General features: G+C 55.4%; 24 protein-coding genes and 1 pseudogene. 13 read left to right on the forward strand and 12 right to left on the reverse strand.

Annotation, left to right across the window (positions count from 1 at the left end; genetic code table 11):
* Positions 1–82 precede the first annotated feature (82 nt).
* From MIH18_RS19285 to MIH18_RS19300, 4 genes are all read left to right on the forward strand, one after another.
* The gene (locus MIH18_RS19285) at positions 83–1,669 is read left to right on the forward strand and encodes an ABC-F family ATPase (protein ID WP_249009024.1); all 1,587 of its coding nucleotides are present in this window, start codon (positions 83–85) and stop codon (positions 1,667–1,669) included.
* Between the two features lie 42 nt (positions 1,670–1,711).
* Complete coding sequence (locus MIH18_RS19290) at positions 1,712–2,263, forward strand: DUF1415 domain-containing protein (protein WP_249005697.1); 552 nt, start codon at positions 1,712–1,714, stop codon at positions 2,261–2,263.
* 11 nt (positions 2,264–2,274) lie between these two features.
* Positions 2,275–3,177 carry an NAD-dependent protein deacetylase gene (locus MIH18_RS19295; protein WP_249005696.1) on the forward strand — a complete coding sequence of 301 codons (903 nt, stop codon included), beginning with the start codon at positions 2,275–2,277 and terminating at the stop codon, positions 3,175–3,177.
* Positions 3,178–3,281: 104 nt separating this feature from the next.
* Entirely contained in the window at positions 3,282–3,497 is a 216-nt protein-coding gene (locus MIH18_RS19300) for a dodecin (RefSeq protein ID WP_249005695.1), read from the forward strand.
* A gap of 51 nt (positions 3,498–3,548) precedes the next feature.
* On the opposite strand, the gene MIH18_RS19305 is transcribed toward MIH18_RS19300, so the two are convergent.
* Complete coding sequence (locus MIH18_RS19305) at positions 3,549–4,769, reverse strand: GNAT family N-acetyltransferase (protein ID WP_249013273.1); 1,221 nt, start codon at positions 4,767–4,769, stop codon at positions 3,549–3,551.
* A gap of 81 nt (positions 4,770–4,850) precedes the next feature.
* On the reverse strand, positions 4,851–5,186 hold the full coding sequence (locus MIH18_RS19310) for a hypothetical protein (RefSeq protein WP_249005693.1): 336 nt from the start codon (positions 5,184–5,186) through the stop codon (positions 4,851–4,853).
* A 207-nt stretch (positions 5,187–5,393) separates the two neighbouring features.
* Between MIH18_RS19310 and MIH18_RS19315 the strand changes: the two genes are divergently transcribed.
* The 6 genes from MIH18_RS19315 to MIH18_RS19340 all read left to right on the forward strand — a co-directional run bounded on the left by MIH18_RS19315 (position 5,394) and on the right by MIH18_RS19340 (position 10,397).
* Positions 5,394–6,080: a response regulator transcription factor gene (locus MIH18_RS19315; protein ID WP_249005692.1), complete on the forward strand. Its 687-nt coding sequence runs from the start codon at positions 5,394–5,396 to the stop codon at positions 6,078–6,080.
* Positions 6,077–7,462, forward strand: coding sequence for a HAMP domain-containing sensor histidine kinase (locus MIH18_RS19320; protein WP_249013274.1), 1,386 nt, complete (start codon positions 6,077–6,079; stop codon positions 7,460–7,462). Before MIH18_RS19315 ends, MIH18_RS19320 begins: the two co-directional genes overlap by 4 nt.
* Positions 7,463–7,515: 53 nt before the next feature.
* A complete protein-coding gene (locus tag MIH18_RS19325; RefSeq protein ID WP_249005690.1) occupies positions 7,516–8,121 on the forward strand; it encodes a YigZ family protein in 606 nt (201 codons plus the stop codon).
* Between the two features lie 60 nt (positions 8,122–8,181).
* Positions 8,182–8,709, forward strand: coding sequence for a DUF4136 domain-containing protein (locus MIH18_RS19330; protein WP_349292909.1), 528 nt, complete (start codon positions 8,182–8,184; stop codon positions 8,707–8,709).
* Positions 8,710–9,066 (forward strand): translation initiation factor Sui1, encoded by a 357-nt coding sequence (locus tag MIH18_RS19335; RefSeq protein WP_249005688.1) that lies wholly within the window; start codon positions 8,710–8,712, stop codon positions 9,064–9,066. It abuts the gene before it with no gap.
* 68 nt (positions 9,067–9,134) lie between these two features.
* Entirely contained in the window at positions 9,135–10,397 is a 1,263-nt protein-coding gene (locus MIH18_RS19340; protein WP_249005687.1) for a D-amino acid dehydrogenase, read from the forward strand.
* A 6-nt stretch (positions 10,398–10,403) separates the two neighbouring features.
* On the opposite strand, the gene MIH18_RS19345 is transcribed toward MIH18_RS19340, so the two are convergent.
* From MIH18_RS19345 to MIH18_RS19380, 8 genes are all read right to left on the reverse strand, one after another.
* Positions 10,404–12,047, reverse strand: a complete 1,644-nt coding sequence (locus MIH18_RS19345) for a fatty acid--CoA ligase (RefSeq protein WP_249013275.1) — start codon at positions 12,045–12,047, stop codon at positions 10,404–10,406.
* A gap of 38 nt (positions 12,048–12,085) precedes the next feature.
* Positions 12,086–12,367, reverse strand: coding sequence for a pyrimidine/purine nucleoside phosphorylase (locus MIH18_RS19350; protein ID WP_249005685.1), 282 nt, complete (start codon positions 12,365–12,367; stop codon positions 12,086–12,088).
* A 160-nt stretch (positions 12,368–12,527) separates the two neighbouring features.
* Positions 12,528–12,860, reverse strand: a complete 333-nt coding sequence (locus MIH18_RS19355) for a Na+/H+ antiporter subunit G (RefSeq protein WP_249005684.1) — start codon at positions 12,858–12,860, stop codon at positions 12,528–12,530.
* Positions 12,861–12,911: 51 nt separating this feature from the next.
* Positions 12,912–13,181: a K+/H+ antiporter subunit F gene (locus MIH18_RS19360; protein ID WP_249013276.1), complete on the reverse strand. Its 270-nt coding sequence runs from the start codon at positions 13,179–13,181 to the stop codon at positions 12,912–12,914.
* Entirely contained in the window at positions 13,178–13,666 is a 489-nt protein-coding gene (locus MIH18_RS19365; RefSeq protein WP_249013277.1) for a Na+/H+ antiporter subunit E, read from the reverse strand. The genes MIH18_RS19360 and MIH18_RS19365 overlap by 4 nt, the downstream gene beginning before the upstream one ends.
* Positions 13,666–15,183, reverse strand: coding sequence for a monovalent cation/H+ antiporter subunit D (locus MIH18_RS19370; protein ID WP_249013278.1), 1,518 nt, complete (start codon positions 15,181–15,183; stop codon positions 13,666–13,668). The genes MIH18_RS19365 and MIH18_RS19370 overlap by 1 nt, the downstream gene beginning before the upstream one ends.
* Complete coding sequence (locus tag MIH18_RS19375) at positions 15,180–15,548, reverse strand: Na+/H+ antiporter subunit C (protein WP_249005681.1); 369 nt, start codon at positions 15,546–15,548, stop codon at positions 15,180–15,182. Before MIH18_RS19375 ends, MIH18_RS19370 begins: the two co-directional genes overlap by 4 nt.
* Positions 15,548–18,394 carry a monovalent cation/H+ antiporter subunit A gene (locus MIH18_RS19380; RefSeq protein WP_249013279.1) on the reverse strand — a complete coding sequence of 949 codons (2,847 nt, stop codon included), beginning with the start codon at positions 18,392–18,394 and terminating at the stop codon, positions 15,548–15,550. The genes MIH18_RS19375 and MIH18_RS19380 overlap by 1 nt, the downstream gene beginning before the upstream one ends.
* 288 nt (positions 18,395–18,682) lie before the next feature.
* Between MIH18_RS19380 and MIH18_RS19385 the strand changes: the two are divergent.
* The 3 genes and pseudogenes from MIH18_RS19385 to MIH18_RS19395 all read left to right on the forward strand — a co-directional run.
* Positions 18,683–19,025: pseudogene (locus MIH18_RS19385) on the forward strand (acyl-CoA dehydrogenase C-terminal domain-containing protein); the annotation flags it as partial.
* Positions 19,026–19,131: 106 nt separating this feature from the next.
* Positions 19,132–19,425 carry a hypothetical protein gene (locus tag MIH18_RS19390; RefSeq protein ID WP_249005679.1) on the forward strand — a complete coding sequence of 98 codons (294 nt, stop codon included), beginning with the start codon at positions 19,132–19,134 and terminating at the stop codon, positions 19,423–19,425.
* A 247-nt stretch (positions 19,426–19,672) separates the two neighbouring features.
* Positions 19,673–21,322: a methyl-accepting chemotaxis protein gene (locus MIH18_RS19395; protein WP_283164781.1), complete on the forward strand. Its 1,650-nt coding sequence runs from the start codon at positions 19,673–19,675 to the stop codon at positions 21,320–21,322.
* A gap of 40 nt (positions 21,323–21,362) precedes the next feature.
* On the opposite strand, the gene MIH18_RS19400 is transcribed toward MIH18_RS19395, so the two are convergent.
* The gene (locus MIH18_RS19400; RefSeq protein ID WP_249013280.1) at positions 21,363–22,682 is read right to left on the reverse strand and encodes an MFS transporter; all 1,320 of its coding nucleotides are present in this window, start codon (positions 22,680–22,682) and stop codon (positions 21,363–21,365) included.
* Between the two features lie 54 nt (positions 22,683–22,736).
* Positions 22,737–23,840, reverse strand: a complete 1,104-nt coding sequence (locus MIH18_RS19405) for a DUF1513 domain-containing protein (RefSeq protein ID WP_249013281.1) — start codon at positions 23,838–23,840, stop codon at positions 22,737–22,739.
* Positions 23,841–23,843 lie beyond the last annotated feature (3 nt).

Consider the following 23,843-nt stretch of genomic DNA (forward strand, 5'->3'; position numbering starts at 1 on the left):
GTACAATACCGCGTCTATTTTCAGCCGCTCCGGATTCCCTGGTGAATTGCCGGTACCGGCCTTACGTCTACAGGTTGCTGCCTTGATCGCTACTGCCAATATTACGATGCAATTCGGGGCTAAGCCCCTGTTCGAAAACGTCTCAGCCAAATTCGGTAACGGCAATCGCTATGGCCTGATCGGTGCCAACGGTTGTGGAAAGTCGACCTTGATGAAAATCATGGGTGGCGATCTGGAGCCGTCCTCCGGTCACATTATGCTCGATTCTAATATTCGCCTGGGTAAATTACGCCAAGACCAGTTCGCTTTCGAGAACTCCACGGTGATTGACACCGTGATCATGGGCCACGAAGAATTGTGGGCTGTGAAGAAAGAGCGCGACCGTATTTATTCGCTGCCAGAGATGACCGAAGACGACGGCATGGCGGTGGCGGATCTGGAAGTGCAATTTGCTGAAATGGACGGTTATACCTCGGACTCCCGTGCCGGTGAGTTATTGCTGGGCCTGGACATCCCTCTGGACCAGCACGAAGGCCTGATGAGTGCACTGGCGCCCGGCTGGAAGCTGCGGGTTTTGCTGGCTCAGGCGCTGTTTTCAAATCCGGACGTGCTGCTGTTGGACGAGCCCACGAACCACCTGGACATTAACACCATCCGCTGGCTGGAAAACATTCTGGTGGCGCGCAACAGCACCATGATTATTATTTCTCACGACCGCCACTTTCTGAACAGCGTGTGCACCCACATGGCGGACCTGGATTACGGTGAGCTGCGCCTGTTCCCGGGTAACTACGACGAGTACATGACCGCGGCCACCCAGGCCCGCGAGCGCATGTTGTCAGAAAATGCCAAGAAAAAGACCCAAATTGCCGAACTTCAGCAATTTGTCAGTCGTTTTTCGGCCAACGCCTCTAAAGCCAAACAGGCCACTTCGCGGGCGCGCCAGATCGACAAGATTCAATTGGATGATGTAAAACCGTCCAGCCGCGTCAGTCCGTTTATTCGTTTTGAACCGGGTAAAAAGATTCACCGCCAGGCATTAACGCTTAAGGAATTGACCAAGGGCTTTACCGATACCCCGCTGTTCAAAAAACTCAGCCTGCAAATTGAAGCCGGCGAACGGGTTGCGATCATCGGCCCCAACGGCGTCGGTAAAACGACGCTGTTGCAATGTCTGACAGGGGATTACCAGCCAGACAGCGGCGAGGTAAAGTGGACTGACAGCGCTCAGGTTGGTTACTTCGCCCAGGACCATACGTCAGATTTCGCTCAGGACATGAACGTGAACGAATGGATGGCACGCTGGACCACCGGCGGCGAGCAGGTTATTCGCGGCACACTGGGCCGCATGCTGTTTTCCAGCGATGACATCGAAAAATCTGTTCACGTGTTGTCAGGAGGCGAGCAGGGCCGGATGCTGTTTGGCAAACTGATTTTGCAACAGCCCAACGTGATGCTGCTGGACGAGCCCACCAATCACATGGACATGGAGTCGATTGAAGCGCTAAACCTGGCTCTTGAAAACTACGAAGGCACGCTTATTTTTGTGAGCCACGACCGCGAGTTTGTATCGTCCCTGGCGACCCGTATTATTGAGCTCGACGCTAGCGGAGTCATCGATTTCAGCGGCAACTACGACGAATACCTGCGCAGCCGCGGCTACGTATAAGTAATAGCAAGTAACGCACTTGGTTATGCAAGAGGATAGGGTGTGAACCAGTCAGACATTATAAGCGCTACGCGTAACTGGGTGGACATGGTAGTCGTTGGGTTGAACTTCTGTCCGTTCGCCAAGCGCGAGCTGGTCAAAGGCAGTGTGCGTTTTACGGTATGCGAAGCGACGAACGAAGAGGAACTGCTGCAGTGCCTGCAGCAGGAACTCCAACGTCTGGATGACGAGCCAGATCTGGAAACCTCACTGCTGATTCACCCTTACGCGCTGGGCGACTTCATGCTGTACAACGAGTTTTTGGAAGAAGCCACCGGTCTGTTGGCGGTTCTGGAAAGGGACGGTGTTTACCAGATTGCCAGTTTTCATCCGCACTATCAGTTCGCTGGCACCGGGCCGGATGATGCCGAGAACTACACCAATCGATCGCCCTACCCAATGCTACATCTGCTACGCGAAGCCAGCCTGGAAGTGGCTATTGATCACTATCCGAACGTAGATGACATACCAGACCGTAATATTGAACTCACGCAAAAACTGGGTGCCCAGAAAATGCGCGCCTTACTGGCGAGCTGCCTGGAAAATCCTTCCTGACCGGAGTGTGCATGTCTGAAATCCGTCACCGTTCCCGCCCCTTTAGCTCTGATCAGCGGCTGCCAGATACTGACATTACGCCCAATGCGCACCAGCCCGAGCAGGCCGGTGCCATGCTTGCTGATTATATTCATAGCCATCCCAGATTGTTGATTCTCACTGGCGCCGGTGTCAGCACCGATTCGGGTATTCCAGACTACCGCGACGGCGATGGCGCCTGGAAGCGTAAGCAACCGGTACAACATCAGGCCTTTATGGACAGCGTTCAAACCCGCCAGCGCTACTGGGGCCGAAGCCTGATAGGCTGGCCGCTGATGCGCAACGCCGCACCGAATGCGTCTCACCATCATATTTCCCAGCTTGAAATGCTCAATCACAGTGCGCTGGTCGTCACCCAGAATGTTGACAGATTGCATCAAAAAGCAGGTACTCAAGCGGTAACTGATTTGCACGGCCGCGCCGACGAGGTGCTGTGCATGAGCTGTGATTATCGATGCATGAGGGACGAGGTACACCAGCGCTGTGCGATTCTTAATCCGCAATTCAGTGGGTACACGGCGGACGTGGCGCCGGATGGTGATGCGGATTTAGACATTGATTTTGCAGACTTCCAGTTGGCAGACTGCCCGGCTTGCGGCGGTATTTTAAAACCAGACGTGGTGTTCTTTGGCGATTTCGTGCCTAAACATCGGGTGTATGCGGCGCTGGATGCGCTTAAAGCCAGCGACGGCCTGTTGGTGATTGGCTCATCGCTGATGGTTTACTCGGGATTCCGTTTTTGCCGTTACGCTCATGAATGGGGTAAACCCATTGCCACGTTGAATCTTGGCCGAACCCGCGCCGAATCTATGGCAGTGCTGAGGCTAAACGCCAGCATTGCGGGCACTCTTCAGGTGTGCATTAACCAGCTTTAGCCGCAGACAGAGTAAAAAATCCATCCGCTTGAAATTGCATTGTATAAAATCCTGTTCTAGGCTGAAAGTATGTGTCGATTCATCAAGATAGGAGGAACTCAATATTGAACAGCTCGCATACTTACAAGAAGGTTGAAATTGTAGGGTCATCTCCCAACAGCATTGAGGAAGCCATTCAGAACGCTCTGGACGAGTGCGGTAAAAGCCTGCGTAACATGGAGTGGTTCGAAGTGGTTGAAACCCGCGGCCACATTGTGGACGGCAAGGTGAGCCACTACCAAGTCAGTTTGAAAATTGGCTTTCGTATTGGTAAAGACTGATTTTGCACGCTAGTTCATGTTGAATGGCATAACCCAAAAGCGGCTGCGCAATCAGCCGCTTTTGTCGTTTTCAGTCTGGCGAAATGGCAGTAATGTTTTACTCTCTTCAAAATAGCTGCGAACTCCCTCGCGCTCTTCAGCGACAAAATTGGCAATGGCATCGCGAAAACCCGGGTGTTCTATGCCGTGCCATGAGTGGGTAAGTAGCGGCTCAAAACCCCGTACCAGTTTGTGCTCGCCCTGAGCACCGGCGTCAAAATGCTGCAGGCCAAGGTCTATGGCCAGTTCTATTCCCTGGTAATAGCAGGTTTCAAAGTGCAAATGATTGTACTCGTCGAGGCAACCCCAGTAGCGCCCGTAGAGGGTGTCAGAGCCACTTAGAAAAAGCGCGCTGGCGATCATTTCACCTTGTTTGAGCGCGATCACAATGTGCACATGCTCTGGCATCTGGCGAAACAAGCGCTCAAAAAAGTCACGGTTCAGATAAGGCCGCTGGCCGCGTTTAAGATAAGTCGCTTGGTAGAACACGTAGAAGCCATCGAGTACCCGTTCAGATATGTCTGATCCACTGACACGCTGAAACTCAATGCCCTGATCGCTAACCTGTTTGCGCTCTTTGCGGATGGACTTGCGCTTGCGCGATGTTAATTGCGCCAGAAAGTCGTCAAAGGCTTCGTACCCGGCATTGTGCCAGTGAAATTGGCAGCCCAGCCGGTGCAATTGCGGGCTGTCTGGTGTTTGCTGCTGGCCAAGCAGCGCTTGATCCGCGCTGTCGGGAAATAGCAGGTGCCAGGAGTGGGCACCGAGTGCAGTAGTGGCTGTATCAAACAGCTTGTGCAGAGATGCGCTGTCCAGAATTTTGCGCAGCTGCGGTGTTAGCAGCAGCCGCGGCCCCTGTGACGGGGTAAAGGGAATGGCCATCAGCAACTTGGGATAATAAGGCTGGCCGTAACGCTGGTAGGCTTCGGCCCAGGCAAAATCGAACACGTATTCGCCGCGGGAATTATTTTTTAAGAATGCTGGAATAATGCCGGTAACATGACCCTGCTGGCGGATCACCAGATGGCTGGGCTGCCAACCGGTAGCAGCATTGGTACAACCGCTGTGCTCCAGTGCCTGAATAAAATCGTAGCGCGCAAAGGGGTAATCGTTACCGGCCAAGTTTTGCCAGTCTACGACATCAATATCGTCGATAGACCGGCAAATGTGGATCTTGCTTTGTGCAGGGCCGTTAAAGGTAAGGCTTAATGGTTGGCTATCGCGGTGGGTCATGTAAGTTCGATTTCCTGTAAGACGGTACACTCACTGCACATACCTTACGCCAGAACCCCCCAGGCGATCACCCGTTGCGATTTATTTAGCCATCTTGTCGCAACGCTTTTGCTGTTTTTCCATTTTCTTCTGCATCTGTTGCTGGCGCTCTTCTTGTATATCGTTCCAAATTCCGCGCTGTTCATCGGTTAGCTTCAGGCGGTCGGCCATTTCGTTGCGGCGCTCCACCATTTTTTGCTGATGTTGCGCATGTCGGGCCTGCATGTCAGTGCTGTCCATTTGTTCGCACTGCTCCTGCATCCGTTGATGCTTGTCCTGGCCTTTTTCGTAGCCCTGGGCCATGGCAAGCGAAGCGGTGGACAGCAATGCGCAGGTCATCAGGGCAGCTGCGATGCGAACAGATTGGCGTGTTTTCATGGTGATTTCTCCGGTAACTCGTTTGTGATGAAGCCATAAACGATTCGTGGTTTCGTTTAGGTGGGCCCATCTTAACCACTGCAGTGTCAAGCGCTGTCAGCGTTGGGTAAAGGTTCTGTAAAGGCTTTGCGGCCAGCCAAATGGGGCGAGTTCAAGCATGTTAGACTGGCGCTAGGCCAGGGCGGTTTCAGATGGGGTGAAGAGGGCATGCAAAACCGGGTACTACTGATAGAAGACGACGAAGAGCTACGGATGCTACTGGCCCGTTACCTTACTACCCAGGGCTTTACTGTGCGCGAAGCAGCCAATGGTAAAGACGGACTGGCACTGGCTCTAAGCGAATCCTGTGACATCGTGGTTCTGGATATTATGCTGCCGGATATCAGCGGGCTCGACGTGCTGCGACAGCTGCGTGTCAGTACTCATCTGCCAGTGATTCTGCTGACCGCCCACGGTGATGAAACCGATCGCATTGTCGGTTTTGAGGTGGGCGCCGATGATTACATCCCCAAACCCTGCAATCCCCGTGAGCTGGTAGCGCGCTTGCATGCACTATTGCGCCGTATTGCGTGGGACCAAAAAGCGGAACTGGGCGACAGTCGCAACTACGGTGATTTGCGTCTGGAACCAGACCTCCGGCGGGTGCGTCAGCACGGCACGCCGCTGGACTTAACCGCTACCGAATACGAAGTTCTGCAGGTGCTTTTGGCTCACGCCGGCAGTGTGGTGCGGAAAACCGATCTGATGCAGTGGGCGCTGGGCCGGCGTCTTGAGACCTACGATCGCACTCTGGATATGCACATCAGCAATCTGCGCAAGAAACTCGGCAACGACGAACCGCCTCGCATCGAAACCGTGCGCGGGCTTGGTTATAGCTACCGGGTAGTGCCATGAAACCATTCCACAGCACAAACAAGAGTGGCGCCGTTGAAGCTGCCGAGCCGCGGCGACGTTTTACGGTGTCACTGTTTTGGCGCATTTTTTTGATGGTGTGGCTGGCCATGGCGTTAACGCTGGCCGCCGGGCAGTTGGTATCGCGGTTGCTGGTGACACAAGAACAGCAGGCCATGACGCGTCAGCTTGGGCTGTATGAGTTAGGCCAGGAAGCGCTGGAGCTCAGCCAGAGTGGTGGCGGTGATGCGGCCCGCCAATTTTTGCGCCAGCAAGGCCGAACCCTGGGCCTGCACCTGATACTGGCCGCGCCCGAGGCTTCCGGCGAGCCCGGCCCTAGTCGAAACCTGCCGGCCTCCGTTCATAAACGCATGGATTCGCACTGGTTTGCCTTGAAACCCGCAGTGATTGAACTGGCAGGCAATTATAAGTTGATTGCCTGGCCGCGCGGCAAATCCGCCGGCTGGTTGACCCCTGAGTTTTTAAGAGCCATTAACGCCGGCTTTGCGGTGGTGCTGATTTCCCTGGCCTGCTGGCTGATTGCCCGGCGCCTGTCACGGCCGTTAAAAACCATGGAAGCTACTGCTCGCGCTATTGCCGCCGGCGACAAAAGCCTGCGTGTTGACCCCAAGGTTGCCTCGCGCCGTGATGAGATTGGCGCCCTTGCCAGTGCATTTAACGCCATGACGGCACAGCTGTGGGGTCTTCTTGATCGCCAACAGCAATTATTACGGGATATTTCCCACGACTTGCGCACGCCGTTGGCACGGCAGCGGGTAGCCATTGAACTGGCTCTGGACGGCGGCGGCGATGTTGCATTGCTCAACAGCATACTGCGCCAGAACGAGCGCCTGGAAGCCATGACCGAACAGGTGCTGACCCTTTACCGGTTAGCCGCCCAGGGCGAGCAGTTTGCATGCCAGCCAGTGGCTGTTATGGAGCTATTAAACGCTGTGCTGCAAGACGCAGCAGGGTATGCCCGTGGACGGGATGTGAAATGCCGGCTGAATGCCAGCGAGCAGGCAACTCACACGCTGGTTCTGGGTGATGCCGGGCTGTTGCATCGAGCCTTTGACAATATTCTGCAGAATGCTCTGGATTATACGCCACCAGGACAAGCCTTGACCGTTGCGGTCACGGTTGCAGACAACCGGCTATGGATTGAAATTACCGACAGCGGTCCAGGTGCGCCAGACGAAGCCTTGGCGCACCTGTTTGAGCCGTTCTACCGCGGCGACCAATCCCGTGGTGGCCCGGGCTGGGGTCTTGGGCTGGCAATCGCGCAAAAGGTAATTGTGGCCCACGATGGTGAGGTCAGTGCCGCTAACGCGGCCGCAGGTGGCCTGGTGGTTCAGGTAAAACTGCCAGTGTTTGTGGTTAGCTAAGCATGCATCCCGCTAACGGCCAATAGATATTTCGAGCAAACAGGCATAACCGAATGAAAAAAGACTACCCCGTCCCCGCCGGTTATCTGGAGCGGGTCACGGAAATTAAAAAGAGCCGGTTTATAGCCCGCGTGGCCCCGGTAAACAGTCGCGATGAGGTTCATCAATGGCTGGCACAGGCTCAGGCAAGTCATTCTGATGCCCGCCATATCTGCTGGGCGTATCAGATTGGCCGCCCGGGCTCGGCGGCGGAAGCTGGAATGAACGACGACGGCGAGCCGTCCGGCACCGCCGGAAAACCAATACTCAGTGTCATCCAGCATAAAGACATGGGGGATATACTAGTATTGGTTATTCGCTATTTTGGTGGCATAAAACTGGGTGCCGGTGGCTTGGTGCGAGCCTATGCTGGTGCCGCAGAAAGCGTGCTGTCGGCGGTAGAACGGGTTGTACACCAACCCAGCCGGTTAGCCTTTGCGGTGATTGATTTTGGCGATGAGCAGCCCTTGCGGCACTGGTGCGAGTTGCACAGTGCGACCATTATCGGGATTGATTACGGTCAGTTGGTCAATGTATCTGTTGACGTACCAGAGCCTGCGACAGAAGAGTTTGCTGGCTTTTGTAACGCTCGCGGCCTGAATTACCACTTCGATACCTGACCCGCTTGCCGGGCAGCGCGTATAATGTACTGACTCGTCAAAAAAAAGGAGAATGCAATGATGCGCCTTGTAACCTGTGTAGTAGCTGCGCTGGCCATGGCCGGCTGCGCTAGCAACGTGGTGACGGATTATAATTCAACCACGGCTTTTGGTAATTACAACACCTGGGCCTATGCCGACGATGCCGGCGCCGATTCTTTTATGTCACTCGACGGCAGCCGTGTAAAAAGCGCGCTGGAGCGTGAGCTGGCAGGCAAGGCTATGAAACCAGTAAGCGCTGCTGAGGCGGACATGTTGGTGAATTGGCACATCGCAAAGGAAGAACGCCTGGAACAAAGCGGCTTGGGCCTGGGGTTAGGGTTTGGTACCGGTAATTTTGGTTGGGGGCTGTCGGCACCGCCTCCGGTGCGTCAAGTCGACGAAGGTAAACTGGTGATCGAACTAGCCGATGCGCAAAACCGTCAGGTTATTTGGCGTGCGGCCAGCAAGCGCTACCTGAACGAAAACCAGTCACCAGAAACGCGGCGCAAGCTGATCGACGAAGTGGTTCAGGAAATGTTCACCAAATATCCGCCTGGGCTGGACTGAATGAGTAAAAAACACGACGGCGGACTGGTTTATTCCACCGATCAGGGCCGCATGTGCCCCCAGTGTCGTCATCCGCAGGAACAGTGCAGCTGCGGCCGGGAACAACGCCCGCTGGGTGACGGCGTCGTGCGGGTCAGTCGCGAAACCAAAGGCCGCAAAGGCAAGGGCGTTACTCTGATTAGCGGCATACCCTTGGCAGAAAAAGAGCTGAAATCCTACACCAAAGAGCTTAAGGCCAAATGCAGCACCGGTGGCACCCTGAAAGACGGCGTTGTCGAAATTCAGGGCGACCAGCGGGATATTTTGGTGCCGTTGCTGATGCAAAAAGGCTGGGTGGTAAAGCGTTCCGGTGGTTGAGCCTGCTCATCAACAAACAGCCATCAGCAATCAACGATTAACAACACGAATAACCGACAGGAACGGGTATGCACGTAGTGGTTTTAGGCGCGGGTGTGGTTGGCGTTACCAGTGCCTGGTTTTTGCAGCGTCAGGGTTACCAAGTCACAGTGATAGATCGTCAGCCAGCAGCCGGGCTTGAAACCAGTTACGCTAACGGCGGCCAGATTTCAGTGTGCCATGCCGAGCCTTGGGCCAATCCGTCTACGCCGCTGAAGGTTCTGAAATGGCTGCACCGCAATGATGCTCCGCTGCTGTTCCGGCCACGACTGGATGCTGCCCAGTGGCGTTGGGCGCTGGCGTTTCTGGGCCAATGCACATCTGCACGGGCGGCCGACAATCTGCGTCAGATGGTCAACCTAGGCCTTTACAGTCGCAGCAAATTACAGGAACTGCGGGCCGAACTGGGTTTAGAGTACGACCATCTGACCCGTGGAATTCTGCACTTTTACACCAGCCAGAAAGAATTCGACAGCGCCCTGGAACCGGCGCGGCAGATGCGCGAACTGGGGTGTGACCGGCAAGTGGTGAGTGCAACGCGGGCAATCGAACTGGAGCCCGCTTTAGCGCCCTTGAAGCATCGCCTCGCAGGGGGCACCTACACCGAGGAAGACGAATCCGGTGATGCCCGCAAGTTTACCCAGGCCCTGGCAGAGCGCTGTAAACAAGCGGGTGTGGTGTTCAAACACAACACCCAAGTGGTTGGGTTTCAACGCGGTATTGGGCGTGTAGATGCGGTGGAAACCCTGTCCCAAGGCCATCACGATAGTTTGCGCGCAGACGCTTGGGTTCTTAGCCTGGGTAGCTTTAGTGCGCCACTGGCGCGGCAATTGGGACTGGCTTTGAATATTTATCCGGCCAAGGGCTATTCCATCACCGTGCCGGTGAAAAATCCTGAGGCCGCGTTCAACGTCAGCCTGACCGACGATGAGTACAAGCTGGTTTACTCACGTTTGGGGGATCGTATGCGCATTGCGGGTACGGCAGAGTTCAGCGGCTATTCCAGACGCCTGAATGTCACCCGCTGCCGGGCTGTGTTGCGCCGGGTGGCGGCTGTTATGCCCGAGGCGGGGCACTGGGAGCAGGCTGAGTACTGGAGCGGGTTGCGGCCAACAACGCCATCCAGCGTGCCCTACGTGGGTAAGAGCGCCATCAGTAATCTGTTTCTGAATACCGGTCACGGTACTTTGGGCTGGACCCATGCCTGCGGTTCAGCGGCCGCGCTGGCGGATATTATCGCCGGACGGCCGCCGCAGCTGGATTTTCGCTTCAGTGGCGTTTCAGTGACATAAGTCGCGCTAGCCTAACTGGTCGCGAATTTGCTTCTTGTTGATCTTGCCTACGCTGGTTTTTGGAATGTCGTCCACAAAGTCCATTTGCCGGGGGATCGCCCACTTGTTGATTTCGCCTTTATCCACATAGCGCTGTAAGTGCGCTTGAATGTCTTCTTGTGTGGCATTCTGGCCGGGCTTTAGCGTGATCAATGCGTGTGGGCGCTCGCCCCATTTCTCATCGGCAACGCCGACAACCGCGGCGGCGGCTACCGCCGGGTGCTGGCTGATCAGGTTTTCCAGGTCCAGTGACGACAACCATTCACCCCCGGTTTTGATCACATCCTTGATGCGGTCTTTGATCATCAGGGTCTGGTTCGGCTCCATACTGGCCACGTCGCCAGTGTGAAGCCAGCCATGTTGCCAGAGTTCTTCGCCTTTTTCCGGTTCTTTCAGATAGCTTTGCGTTAGCCAGGGCGTGCGCGCAACCACTTCGCCTTTGGCCTGACCGTCGTGGGCAACCGGTTTGCCATTGGTGTCCACAATTTCAACTTGAACCAACGGAATGGCGACACCGGTTTTTACTCGCAGCTCGGCCTGTTGCGCCAGCGGCCGTTCCAGATCTTCCGGTGTCAGGTGGGTGATGGTCAGAATCGGGCAGGTTTCCGACATGCCGTAGCCGGTGTACATGCGAATACCCAGCTCGGCTCCGGCCTCACACAACCCTTTGGTCAGGGCGCTACCGCCTATCAGTACCTGCCAGTTACTCAGATCTGCGTCTTTGATGGACTCGGTGGCCAGCAGCATCTGCATAATGGTGGGCACGCAGTGGGAGAAGGTCACATTGTGGGTTTTGATCAGGTTCATCAGCAGTTCGGGTTCATAGCGCCCGGGGTATACCTGTTTAATGCCCATTAAGGTGGCAGCGTAGGGCACACCCCATGCGTGCACGTGAAACATGGGCGTCATCGGCATGTAAACAGAACTGGAGCGCAGCAGCGGCGCCTCGTCGAACATTGAAAGGGAGCCTACCATCGCCATGGTGTGCATCACCAACTGGCGATGGCTGAACATCACACCTTTAGGCTTGCCGGTCGTGCCAGTGGTGTAAAAGCAGGTGGCTACGCTGTTTTCGTCAAAATCCGGGAAATCAAAATGGCTGTCTTCCTGGGCCAGAAGCTGCTCGTATTCACCCAGCACCGCCACGCTGGCGGCTGCAGGCTGATCGTTATCGGTCAGCTGTATATAGTGTTTTACCGTCTCGATCTGGTCTTTGACAGCATCGAGTATGGGCAGGAAGTCGTCGTGTATCAGCACCACATCGTCTTCGGCGTGATTCATGGTGTATACGATCTGATCCGGTGACAGCCGCACGTTAACGGTGTGCAGAACGGCGCCAATCATCGGGATCGCAAAAAAGCACTCCAGATAGCGGGGCGTATCCCAGTCCATCACCGCAACGGTGTCGCCGGCTTTCACTCCGGCTTTGGTCAGGGCGTTAGCCAAGCGGCCGATACGGGCTTGTAATTCAGTGTAGGTGTAGCGGCTTTTGTTCGCGTAGATAATTTCCTGGGAGCCGGCGAAACGCGGCCCGGAAGCCAGTAGTTGTTTGATCAGTAATGGGTACTGATAGGCGTTTTTTGCTGGAGTCAGCAAACGGGTCGAGGCCATGACAATATCCTTTTTGTTATTGGGGGAGGTAAGCCGCCTCAGCCGTAGATGCACAAATAGGCGGTATCGTATTCAACGGTAACCTGAAAGGTGGAATTGGGTGCAATCCCGAAGCATTCACCGGCACCATAGGTCATCCATGTTTCCAAACCTGGCAAGCACACCGACATCACACCGCTGACAATGGTCATGGTTTCTTTTTGCTGGGTGCTGAACTCGTATTCGCCAGGGCTTATTACGCCAATGGTGGCGGGTAATGCGTCTGACTGAAAGGCGATCGACTTTGCTTTGCCATCAAAATATTCATTTACCTTAAGCATAAACAGAACTCCGTGTCGGACTGTTTCAAACACCATTCTGCGTAATAGCTACGCACCTAATCTAGCGCACCCTCTAACTTAGCGCACCCTCTAACTCAGCGAATCATCTAACCTAGCGTACCGCCGCCGTTTTCGCAGGCACTCACATTCAAAGACAGTTTTATTGCTGCCAGGGATCGCCGCGGGTATTGCCCACTTTAGGTACGTTCATGTGCATTGCCGCTTTTGCCATCATATTGGCGCTTGGCGGTGCAGTCAGCAGCAAAAAGACCATGATAAGAATTTCCACGAAGCCTGTGCCCACGGGCTGGTTGGCGAACCAAATCATCGACGCTAACGCCATAGATCCCACACCCACGGTGGTGGCCTTGGTGGGCCCGTGCAGGCGGGTAAAAAAATCGGGCAAGATTGCAAGCCCGATGGCGCCCACCAATGTAAATGCTGCACCCAGCAACAACAGGGCTGCGATAACGAGTTCGATAAACAGGTTCATTATTGTGTCGTCTCCTTTGCAAAGCGCCTGGCGCCTCGCTCTGCACCCTTGTTATTCAATAACGCTGCCGCGTTTCAGGTATTTGGCCATAGCCACCGTGCTGACAAAACCCATGACTGCAATCAGCAACGCGGCCTCCAGATACATCCGGGTGTTCAATGTAATACCCAGAAGAATGATGAGCGCTATGGCGTTAATGGCCAGAGTATCTATGGCCAGAACCCGGTCTGGGGAATGTGGGCCAACAATCAGGCGATACACATTAAGCAACGCAGCAATCACCACTAAGGCGATGGATATTTTCAACACAATCGCAATCATTGGAACATCTCCATCAACGGCTTTTCATAACGATTGTGAATGGCTTTAATCACTTCTTCTGCGGTTCGGGTGTCTAGCGCGTGAATCAGCAGATGCTTGTGATCATCACTGATGTCGGCGGACACTGTGCCCGGTGTCAGGGAAATGGTGCTGGCCAGAATAACGATAGCCTGTGGGCAGTCAAGCTGCAGCGGGTAGCTGATAAACATCGGTTTCGGCCGGCGCGGGCTGATAATAAGCCAGGCCACTTCAAAGCTGGCAATAACGATGTCCCATAACACCAGCAGCAAATAACCCGGTAAACGCCAAACCTTGAACACCGCCGGACGCTCTGGCCAGAAGCTTTGGGTGAGCTGCGGAATACCCCAGGCTAATATTAAGCCCAGAACCACGCTTCCACCGCTAACGCCACCGGAAAGCAACTGCCAGATGCTGAACAGCAGAAGGCTTAGCCATGGCTGCGGGAAACTCAGGCGACCGAGCATTACGAACCCTCCTCAACCATTGGCGCTTGCAAAGTCTGGATATAACCGCGGGTGTCCAGCAACTGCACGGCAGTGGCGTTGGTATAGGCACTGATAGGCCCGGCCAGTGCCACCATTAACACACTCATACCAATCAGCGCGCCGGTAGAAATGGCCAGCAACGGCGTTACCGGGGTGCTGTTTTCAACTTCGCCTTCAATATTGCGCCAAAATACCACACTGCCGGCGCGGCTATAGGCAATTAGAGTGAAAAAACTGCCTGTGAGAATCGTACCCCAAAGCCACGCCATTTCCACGCCGCTGGTGGTGGATTGCAGAATCATCACCTTGCCAAAGAAACCGCTTAGGGGTGGCAAACCCGCAGCGGACACCGCGCCAAAGAAAAACAGCGAGCTAAGCAGGGTTCGATGACGAATCTTCGGCGCCATAACGATTTTATCAGAAGCGGACCCGCGCTGGCTGCGCACCAGCTCAATCAGCAGAAACAAACCGCCCACTGTCCAGGTCGTGCTAAGCAAGTAGAACAGGGCCGCACCCAGGCCTTTTTGCGAGCCCAGCGCGATGGGGGCCAGTAGAGTGCCAACGGAAATGACCAGCTGCCAGGTCACCAGGGTGCGCAAGGTTTGTGCACCCATAGCGCCAATAACGCCCATAATAAGGGTGGCCAGCGCTAGCGGGAAAAGCCAGTTCATGCCCAGATTCGCCATCTCGCCGGCGTTGGCGCCAAACACCAGCGGGTAAACCCGGATAATCGCGTAGATACCGACTTTGGTCATGATGGCAAAAAATGCAGCGACCGGCGCGGTAGCGCTGGCATAGGCCCGCGGCAGCCAGAATGTCAGTGGCAACACCGCTGCTTTAAGGGCAAATACCACCAACAACAGCATGCCACCGGCTTCGACTAAAAAGCGTTGGTCGCCGCTGACCTGCGGCACTTTCACGGCCAGATCGGCCATATTCAAGGTGCCGGTAACGCTGTAAATCATGCCCACGCTGATCAGAAACAGCGACGAGCCCACCAGATTCAATACGACATAATGCAGCCCTGGGGTTGAGCGCGTGCTGCCACTGCCGTGCATCAACAGTCCGTAAGAGGCAATCAGCAGAATCTCAAACGCAACAAACAGGTTGAACAGGTCGCCGGTCAGAAAGGCGATATTCAGGCCCATTAGCTGGAACAGGAACAGGCTGTGGAACTGGCGCGTGCCTTCGTCGGCACCCCCGGTCGAGAACAGATGGCACAACAGTGCCAGTGACGCCGTTAGAACTAACATCATGGCGGCCAAACGGTCTAGCACCATCACAATGCCGAAGGGTGGCTTCCAGTTGCCCATGGCGTAGACACGGTAGGTGTCGTCGCCGGCCAAATTTAGCAGAACAATGGCGGCGGCCAAGGTCAGAACCGAGGTAATAATGGCCAACACCCGCCGCAGCGGCATGGGCGCGTAGCCCACAAATATTTGCAGAATAGCGCCCAGTAGCGGGATCAGAATCGGGGCAAGCAGCCAGTGGGTCATAGGGGCCGGCCTTCCCGCACATGCTTGGACGCCGGCGTACGCTTTTTCGGATCGCCGTCTACGTGATCATTACCGTGGTCGGCCAGGTTGCGAAGTGACAACACCACCACGAATGCGGTCATGGCGAAGCCGATAACAATCGCGGTTAACACCAGCGCCTGGGGCAATGGGTCTGCGTACTGGGCAGCGGTGCCCAGAACCGGCTGGCTGCCGGTGGCCAGGCGCCCGCTGGCGAACAGGAACAGATTCACCCCGTACGACAGCATGGTCAGGCCCAGCACCACCGGAAACGTGCGAGCGCGCAGTAACAGATACACTCCGCCGGCTGTGAGCGCACCAATGGCCAGTGCGAATACAAGTTCCATTATTCGGTCTCTCTTTGAGTCGGGGTAATAGTGTCAGCGCCGTGACTCGACTCGCTGTCGATAGCGCGGATAGCGGAATGGGGGTTGATGCGGCCAATACTGACCAGCATCATTAGCGTGGCACCCACTACTGCCAGGTACACACCCAGATCGAACATCAGCGCCGAGGCTAGCTCGAACTTGCCCACCACCGGCCAAGTGATATAGCCAAACGTGGAGGTTAGGAACGGATAACCAAACGCCAGACTGCCGGCGCCGGTAATAACGGCAAATAGCAGACCTAATGCAATCACATTGTGATAGCGCACGGCTATGCGGTCCTGAGTCCAGGAAAAGCCACTGGCGATATACTGCAGAATCAGCGCAATGGCGGTTATCAAACCGGCAATAAAGCCGCCGCCTGGCAGGTTGTGGCCTCGCAGGAATATAAACGCCGACACCATCAATGCCAACGGCAGCATCGGCCGGGCAATTTGCTTCAGCATGGTTGGATGTCGGTCACGGGTCCAGGTGTGGCCGAGCCCATCGCCCGGAGGCGGCGTAAGTGATGTGTTTTTGAGCATTGCAAAAATACCCAATGCTGCAATCGCCAGCACCGAAATTTCACCCAAGGTGTCAAAGCCGCGGAAATCCACCAAAATCACGTTGACTACGTTGGTGCCGCCACCACCGGTTTTGCTGTTTGCCAGAAAGAACTCGGAAATCGAACTGAACGGCTGGGTCAGAATGGCCAGGGTAATGATGGTCATGCCGCTGCCGGCTAACAAGGCTATCCCCATGTCACGGAAGCGGCGGCCACGGCTGCTCTCAATCGGAGTCCATGAGGGCATGTAATAGAGCGCCAGCATTAACAGCACAACGGTGACCACTTCCACAGAAAGTTGGGTCATGGTCAGATCTGGCGCCGAGAAACGCACAAAGGTGAGCGCGGTTAACAACCCGACTACGCTGATCAGTACCAGCGCAAAGAAGCGTTCACGGTGCATGGCTGCAGTTGCCAGGGCGCAGGCAATCAGAACGGCACCCAAGGTTGCCGTAGGCCAGTCCACCGGGGTTAACCCGTTGCTGCCAATAAAAAAGCCCATTTTGCTGATCGGTAAAAACGCCACGGCCAGAGCGCTGACAATCAGCAGCATAACGTAGCGCTGCAGCGAGCCGTTCTCGGTGGCAGCGGTGAGCTGGTTGGCTCTCAGGCTCAGGCTGAATACCATTTTTTCGAAGATCGCTTTTTCGTCGATCTCGCGGAAGCGGTCGTGAAAGGCAAAGAAACGCTTGCGCTGGCTGTACATCAGCAAACCGCCAAAGAACGCTAAAAAGCTCATAAATAGCGGCAGATTGAAGCCGTGCAGTACCGCCAGACGATAGTCCGGTGCCGGAACGCCCAAGGTTGCAGAGGATGCGGCGTAAAGCAGCGGGCCTACTGATATGGTCGGAAACATACCCACCATCAGGCAAGCGAACACCAATATTTCCACAGGGATTTTCATATAGCGCGGCGGTTCATGGGGCGGGTAAATGGGCAAATTTATCGGCTTGCCGTTAAAAAACACGTCGTGAATAAACCGGGCGGAATAAGCAACCGCGAAAATACCGGCCAGGGTAGCCACAATCGGCGGCAACCAGGCCCAGTAACCGGGCAGGTTAAGTGCCAGAGACTCGGCGAAGAACATTTCCTTACTGAGAAACCCGTTCAGCAGCGGTACACCGGCCATAGAGGCCGCTGCCACCATCGCTAGGGTGGCGGTATGGGGCATGAACCGCCAAAGCCCGTTAATGCGGCGCATGTCGCGGGTGCCGGTTTCGTGGTCAATAATGCCGGCCGCCATGAACAGCGATGCCTTAAACGTGGCGTGGTTAATGACGTGAAACAGGGCCGCAACCGTGGCAAGTTCTGTACCCATGCCGAGCAACAGAACAATCAATCCCAGATGGCTAATAGTGGAGTTCGCCAGCAAGCCTTTTAGGTCGTGTTTGAACATGGCGATGTAAGCGCCCAACAGCAGCGTTACCATGCCAGTAAAACTGACCATGTAAAACCATTGTTCAGTGCCTGCCAGCGCCGGATACAGCCGTGCCAGAAGGAATATCCCGGCTTTTACCATCGTGGCCGAGTGCAGGTAGGCCGATACCGGAGTAGGCGCCTGCATGGCGTGGGGCAACCAGAAATGGAACGGGAACTGGGCCGATTTTGTAAATGCGCCGAGTAGCACCAAAGTGAGCGCAACCGGATAAAGCGCGTGTGCTTTGATGATGGGCCCTGCGGCCAGCACATCGTCCAACTCGTAGCTGCCGACAATCTGACCGATTATGAGAACACCTGCTAACAGGGCCAGGCCGCCGCCGCCGGTAACCGTCAACGCCATACGGGCACCGCGCCGCGCGCCTTTTTTGTGGGTCCAGAAACTGATCAGTAAAAACGACACCAAGCTGGTGACTTCCCAAAAAATCATCATCAGCAACAAATTGCTGGAAAGCACAATGCCAAGCATTGATCCCTTGAAACACAGCAGCAGGCCGTAAAATTTGCCAATGTTTTCTTCAGGTTTCAAGTAGTAGCGGGCGTAAAGAATGATCAGGATACCAATCACCAGAATCAGCAGCGCGAACAGCAGCGACAGGCCATCCAGGCGGAAACTCAGCGACAGCCCGATCGCAGGTAGCCATTCGTAGGTGTGCAAAACAACATCGCCGTCTGCCAGTGTCTGCCAGTGGGGAAATAACGCGGCGAGTGCAACAAACGCCGGAACGGTTGACGCAATAGCGATGGCTGTGCGCCCGCCCTGCGCGAACAGGGGCGCGGCCATAGCCCCTAAGAAGGGAAGCAAAACAACCAGGAGGAGCGACATCGCAATCTCAATTATAGGTGTAATACAGAACCGGATGTTACCAGCGATCCATCATAAGTGGGCTGACACCCGTTAACTATGAGCTGCTCAATGTCTTGGAGGGTCTGGAAAATAGGGAAGTTTGCCGCGATAGCGGGCGATGTCGGCCATGCAAAGTAGATCTGATGTGAGCCAGCAGCTGAAAGACCTCTCCGTCATGGTTACTCCGTATAAAAAGTATGAAAAAGAATGATACTTGCCGCAGTCTGAAGGTCAAGTAACTTGTGCCTTGGCGCCATAATTGCGTTCATGTCACTCAGCGAAACTCTGCAACAGGCGGTGAAAGTCACCCAAAGCCTGGGTAAAATGCTGATGGCCGGTGAAACCGAGCAGGCTCTGGCCAACGCCTCTTGCTATTTGCACCTTTTCGGTCGCATCTGTGGGGCTTGGATGTGGCTGCGCCAGGCCAATGCTGCCGCGATAGGATTGAACGATGCCAGCAACGATCGTGAACGCTGTTTTTATGAGGGTAAATTGCAGGCCGCACCGTACTTTTTTCATTGGGAGTTACCCACCGTTGCTCAGGATCTGGTGCTACTGCGCAACATGGACGACACCTGCCTGGCAATGAATGAAAGCGGAGTGGTTCTGACACCTTGCACGATTAACCAAAGGGTAACCCGTGTGTAATTGTGTTTTCGCTGGGTCGCAGCGTAATCTTGGCGCTGGTTTCAATGACGATCAATGGAGGTTTTTTTATGAAAAAATTTACAATTAGCGCATTGGCATTGGTGATGACTCTGGGCTTGGCGGGCTGCAGTTCCGATGATGACGAGATGGTAGATTTGGACAAGGCTGGCGACAACATCAGCAACATGGCTGATGATGCCGGCGATGCCGTTGAGGAAAGCTATGAAGACGTTACCGGGCAGAACGATAGCGCTTCGGACAAAACTAAAGACGCCGCCGGAGATGCTGGTGAAGAAGTCGGTGAGGCCGCAGAAGAGGCCGGCGACGCTGCGGAAGGCGCTATGGACGACGCTACTCAGTAAGCATCGGCACAGATCAAAAAACCGGAGCCATTGCTCCGGTTTTTTTGTGTTGCATATTTGGCCAGATCACGCACTTCAGAAATACCCATTGCAGTCGTAAAATAAGTAACCGCAAGCGTTCTTTACCAAAGTAGCAAGGTTTGGCGGTGTCTTTTTCGGTAAGCTGTGGGCGACTTTGGTGACAGATTGCGGATTGCGCGCTGCGCGCTGCGCCCGACAACGAACAATGATAAAACGGGGTAATCAGATGTTGTTTGTAGACAAGGCAACGAAAGGCTGGGGCTTGGTAATGGTGCTAGCTACGCTGGCCGGTGGCGCTTTGGTTGCGGCCGTTACCGCGATTGACCTGGTTTCCGTGTTGACCGGTTTGGCGGTTGGTCTGGGGGGGGCCGGTTTTTTTATTGCCTGGCGGGTTCTCGCGCCGGCAGAGCGCAGTCTTATTCATCTCAGCCAGGGCCAGTTAGCGCCGGGACACCCGTTTGCAAGTTTGTGCGCGCAGCTGCTCAGCGATGCTAAAGCCGGCCGCGCACTGCTGGAAAATCTTCGCCACAGTGCCAATACCAACGCCATCTCTGCCGCAGAAGTATCTTACGCTGCCGATCAGCTCAAACTGCGGCTGGACCGCCAGGTGAAGGAAACCGCCAGGCTTGCCGAATTCGCCGGCGAAATAACTGGCGCCACCCAGGCATCGACTTTGCAGGCCAACGATGCCGCGGCCCTTGCACAGCAGGCCAGTTCCGCCAGCCAAGAAGGCCGCCAGGCGCTGGTTCAGGTGATTGCGCGTATCCGAAATGTGCATCGTCAGTCTGATGATAACTTATTACGTATTCAGCAGCTTAACGAAAAGTCTAATCGTATTCAGGGGGTCACTAGCACGATTCAGGGCATTGCTGAGCAAACCAATCTGTTGGCTTTGAACGCGGCCATTGAAGCGGCTCGGGCTGGCGATCAGGGGCGAGGGTTTGCCGTTGTTGCCGACGAGGTAAGACAGCTGGCACGTCGCACTGCAGAGGCCACGGCCGATGTTGCCACCACACTGGGAGAAATTCGCGAAGACACTGCCCAGATTGTCACCGGTATAGAAGCTTTAACGGTCAGTATCGAGCAGGGTGTGGTGTCGGTGGAATTGGTGGGCACGCAACTGGACGGTATTCGCGAGCAGTCTGACCAGCTCCAGCAACAGGTCTCGCAGATTGCCAGTATTGATCGGGATAACGAACACAATCTGCAGCAGATATTCACAGTGATTGAAACGGTGCGCGATGACATCACCGAGAGCGATGTCAATGTGGCTTCGTTGGCACAGCAGGCCACCCGCCTTATGGAAATTGCTGAAACCACGAACGCGGTATTTGCGTTAAACAGTGACACCAGTTACCACCACCCATTTTTCCAGCACGCCAGCGTTGGTGCGGCGCAAGTTGCCAATGTTTTTGCACAAGCTTTACGTGACAATAAACTCAGCGCCGCAGCCCTGTTCGATCGCAATCGCCTGCCTGTGGACAATACCAGCCCACCGAAATACACCTGCGAATATGACCGCTTCACGGATCAGGTCCTGCCTGTTATTCAGGAGGCAATAAAGGGCGCCAACGCGCAGATTGTGTACGCGATTACCACGGCGCCGGATGGCTACGTGCCTACTCACAATCGCGAGTTCGCCCACGCTTCTACCGGCAATGCCGCCACCGATTTGGCGCGTAGCCGCAGTAAGCGGTTGTTCAATGATCGCACGGGCATTCGCTGCGGCAGCCATACCCAGGAAATGCTGCTGCAAACGTATCGCCGCGACACCGGTGAAATTATGCACGACCTGTCAGTGCCCATTTACATCGACGGCAAACATTGGGGTGGGTTCCGTATTGGTTACCACCCTCAAAGCAGTTCAAAGCGTTAGCAAAGCCGTTGAAATGGCTAGCGCGACCGGCGCTCGCCGCTCAGGGGTTATCGTCGCCGGTCACTTCACTCAGGCCCATGGCGCTGAACGCACCGGCCAGGCCCATGAGCCCCAGCACCAGAATAACCGCAATATTCGAAAAGGTTGAGATTAGCGCCGTCAGGGCCCCGGTTGCCAGCAGTAAAACACCGATAACGGTATTGCTGACAGCGGTGTAGTCCGTGCGCTTGTTGCCCCCCGCCATATCCACTAGATAGGTTTTTCGGCCAAGCCTTACGCCGGCGTGGGCGATGCTGAGCACAAAAAAAGCGCCTGGATAGAACCACACGCCGCCCATGGGCTCCCCCATAACCAGAGCGGTACCTGCAACACTCAGGCACACTATGCTGGCCATGAGCGCGCCACGAATCATAACTTTACGGCTAGACGTATCAGCGGCCCAGCCCCAAAAACTGGCGCTCAATGAACTGGCCAGGCTACTGGCCAACAAGAAGATCCCCAATGCCCAGCCGGATTCGTTTTGTTGTTGAGCCAAGACCACGAAATACGGCGAGGCAAGGGCAGAACACAGCAACAAGGCACGGGTAATCACAAAGTGACGGAACGGCTTGTCGGTTTTTAGTAGCGACAGGCTGGAAATGGCATCGTTAATGGCGTTGCCGCCACCGCCGGTTTCACCGGGGTACTCGTCAACGCCGGCAAATAGCGCTCCGGCTATGAACCACAGGCTGGCAGCCAGCAACAACAGCAAGCTATAAAAGGCCATGCCTGGGTCGCCCCGATCCCAGAACAACAGAGCGGTAAGGGCAACGGTGGCTGTGCCGCCGATGGTGGAAGCCAGGCCAGACAAGCGGCCACGACGGGTTTTTGGAATGCATTTGCCCTGAACGTCCTTCATCGCTACCGAGCAGAAACCACGGGAGAGCGAGAACAGGATAAGCGCGGCAATCAGGCCGTAGCCGGCGCTGTAGCCGTCCAGAAACCACACGCTGGCGGCCATGGCGGCCACACTCAGGGCCTGGCCCAGGCTGCCCAGTGTCCAGAACCATTTGCGCACCGGTTTACGCCGCACCCAGGCGGCTATCACCATTTGTGGAACCATGGAGCCGGATTCACGAATGGGTACCAGCCAGGCCACTAAGGCCGGTGCGCCAACCGCGCTCATCAACCAGGCCAACACCGTTTTTGGACTGATCAGCAAATCGCCCAGTTTGGTGAGCACGTTAGCGGCCAGAATCAGGAAAAAGTTACGCGGTACTTCGCGGCAGGCTGAATCAGGAATGTCTTTACAGACCCGTGTGTCTTCCTCGTTGGCGATCAGGCCATAGAGTCGGTCTAGACGTGTTTTGGACGTTGGCACACCGGCATTCCCTGTGAAAAGTGAATGCCCAGCATACCAGTCGCTACGGATGGGCTAAACCAGATGGTTGTCCCAATGCAGGGGCAGGGTGGCCAATTCCAGTGCCGGGGCGTTTATGCCCATGCGAATCAGCTTGCCGTGGCCAGTGGTCACCAAAAAATCGCCGCCGTCCAGGGCCTCCACTCCTGCGCCATCCGTTATCGCTTCGTTGCGAAGTATTCGCCCTGTTGCGCCCTCAAATATCAGAGCGCGGCCGCCGCGGGGCGCGGTGACTGCCACCAGGTCGCTTTGCGGGTGCGCAGACACGCTGGAAATGTAGTTTGCTAATTGCGGTTGGACATCGTCGGTAAACTCGACTTCGTCGAAGCGGCCATTGCGGTACCTGGCGATCAAGGACGGTGTGTGATCATTCGGTCCCTGGTACTGATAGCCCGCATAAATGTGGCCTTGTGGCGTTACGTCCAGATGGCGACAGCTGAGTTGATGTTGTGACGGGCTGAAGCGCGCTCGAATCTCGCCGCTGGTGCGGTCCATCATCATCAGCGCGGGCGCCATGGACTCGAGATTCATCTTGATGCGGTCGTAATCCGGGTGGGTTTTTATGCCACCTAGAGCGATAACCAGGGTTTGACTATCAGGGTGCAGGCGCAGTTCGTGGGGGCCTATACCCTTCAGATCGAGCGTGTTGACACGCGCATAGCTGGCTTGGGCGTCATACACCGCAATAATGCCGTCTCCGTGCTGATAGCGGCTGGCCGTTGCGTATAAATAGCGACCATCGGTTGAGAACACGCCATGACCGTAAAAATGCTCGCCGTCATTGGCTTTTATGTGCGCCAGGCGCTCGCCGCTGCGGCTGTCAAACACGTGAAACCACCAGCCGGGCCGGCGCTCGAAAATCAGTACCTGTGCACTGTTCGGGCGGAAGCAGCCACCGTGGCAGCGGGCTTCAACAAGGGTTTGCCAGCGTTGTGTGCCATCGCTGTTCAGGCTTTGTACGGCATAGCGCCCATCGTTACGCTTGCTGGCGCCCACGTATTCGCGGCTTTGCAGCGAGTTGGCTTTTGCCGGCAACAGCGAACAACCTGTTAAGCTCAGGCCGGTTGCGCCAATGGCGCCACCCAATGACGCGAGGAAATGTCTGCGATTTAAGCTCATAAT

The sequence above is a fragment of the Marinobacter sp. M3C genome (assembly GCF_023311895.1).
Classification (GTDB): Bacteria; Pseudomonadota; Gammaproteobacteria; order Pseudomonadales; family Oleiphilaceae; genus Marinobacter.

Bases quoted from the DNA above. Each gene is read 5' to 3' on its own strand.
- MIH18_RS19295 (WP_249005696.1), top strand. From the start codon at position 2,275: ATGTCTGAAATCCGTCACCGTTCCCGCCCCTTTAGCTCTGATCAGCGG.
- MIH18_RS19305 (WP_249013273.1), bottom strand. From the start codon at position 4,769: ATGACCCACCGCGATAGCCAACCATTAAGCCTTACCTTTAACGGCCCT.
- MIH18_RS19310 (WP_249005693.1), bottom strand. From the start codon at position 5,186: ATGAAAACACGCCAATCTGTTCGCATCGCAGCTGCCCTGATGACCTGC.
- MIH18_RS19315 (WP_249005692.1), top strand. From the start codon at position 5,394: ATGCAAAACCGGGTACTACTGATAGAAGACGACGAAGAGCTACGGATG.
- MIH18_RS19320 (WP_249013274.1), top strand. From the start codon at position 6,077: ATGAAACCATTCCACAGCACAAACAAGAGTGGCGCCGTTGAAGCTGCC.
- MIH18_RS19325 (WP_249005690.1), top strand. From the start codon at position 7,516: ATGAAAAAAGACTACCCCGTCCCCGCCGGTTATCTGGAGCGGGTCACG.
- MIH18_RS19330 (WP_349292909.1), top strand. From the start codon at position 8,182: ATGCGCCTTGTAACCTGTGTAGTAGCTGCGCTGGCCATGGCCGGCTGC.
- MIH18_RS19335 (WP_249005688.1), top strand. From the start codon at position 8,710: ATGAGTAAAAAACACGACGGCGGACTGGTTTATTCCACCGATCAGGGC.
- MIH18_RS19340 (WP_249005687.1), top strand. From the start codon at position 9,135: ATGCACGTAGTGGTTTTAGGCGCGGGTGTGGTTGGCGTTACCAGTGCC.
- MIH18_RS19345 (WP_249013275.1), bottom strand. From the start codon at position 12,047: ATGGCCTCGACCCGTTTGCTGACTCCAGCAAAAAACGCCTATCAGTAC.
- MIH18_RS19350 (WP_249005685.1), bottom strand. From the start codon at position 12,367: ATGCTTAAGGTAAATGAATATTTTGATGGCAAAGCAAAGTCGATCGCC.
- MIH18_RS19355 (WP_249005684.1), bottom strand. From the start codon at position 12,860: ATGAACCTGTTTATCGAACTCGTTATCGCAGCCCTGTTGTTGCTGGGT.
- MIH18_RS19360 (WP_249013276.1), bottom strand. From the start codon at position 13,181: ATGATTGCGATTGTGTTGAAAATATCCATCGCCTTAGTGGTGATTGCT.
- MIH18_RS19365 (WP_249013277.1), bottom strand. From the start codon at position 13,666: ATGCTCGGTCGCCTGAGTTTCCCGCAGCCATGGCTAAGCCTTCTGCTG.
- MIH18_RS19370 (WP_249013278.1), bottom strand. From the start codon at position 15,183: ATGACCCACTGGCTGCTTGCCCCGATTCTGATCCCGCTACTGGGCGCT.
- MIH18_RS19375 (WP_249005681.1), bottom strand. From the start codon at position 15,548: ATGGAACTTGTATTCGCACTGGCCATTGGTGCGCTCACAGCCGGCGGA.
- MIH18_RS19380 (WP_249013279.1), bottom strand. From the start codon at position 18,394: ATGTCGCTCCTCCTGGTTGTTTTGCTTCCCTTCTTAGGGGCTATGGCC.
- MIH18_RS19390 (WP_249005679.1), top strand. From the start codon at position 19,132: ATGAAAAAATTTACAATTAGCGCATTGGCATTGGTGATGACTCTGGGC.
- MIH18_RS19395 (WP_283164781.1), top strand. From the start codon at position 19,673: ATGTTGTTTGTAGACAAGGCAACGAAAGGCTGGGGCTTGGTAATGGTG.
- MIH18_RS19405 (WP_249013281.1), bottom strand. From the start codon at position 23,840: ATGAGCTTAAATCGCAGACATTTCCTCGCGTCATTGGGTGGCGCCATT.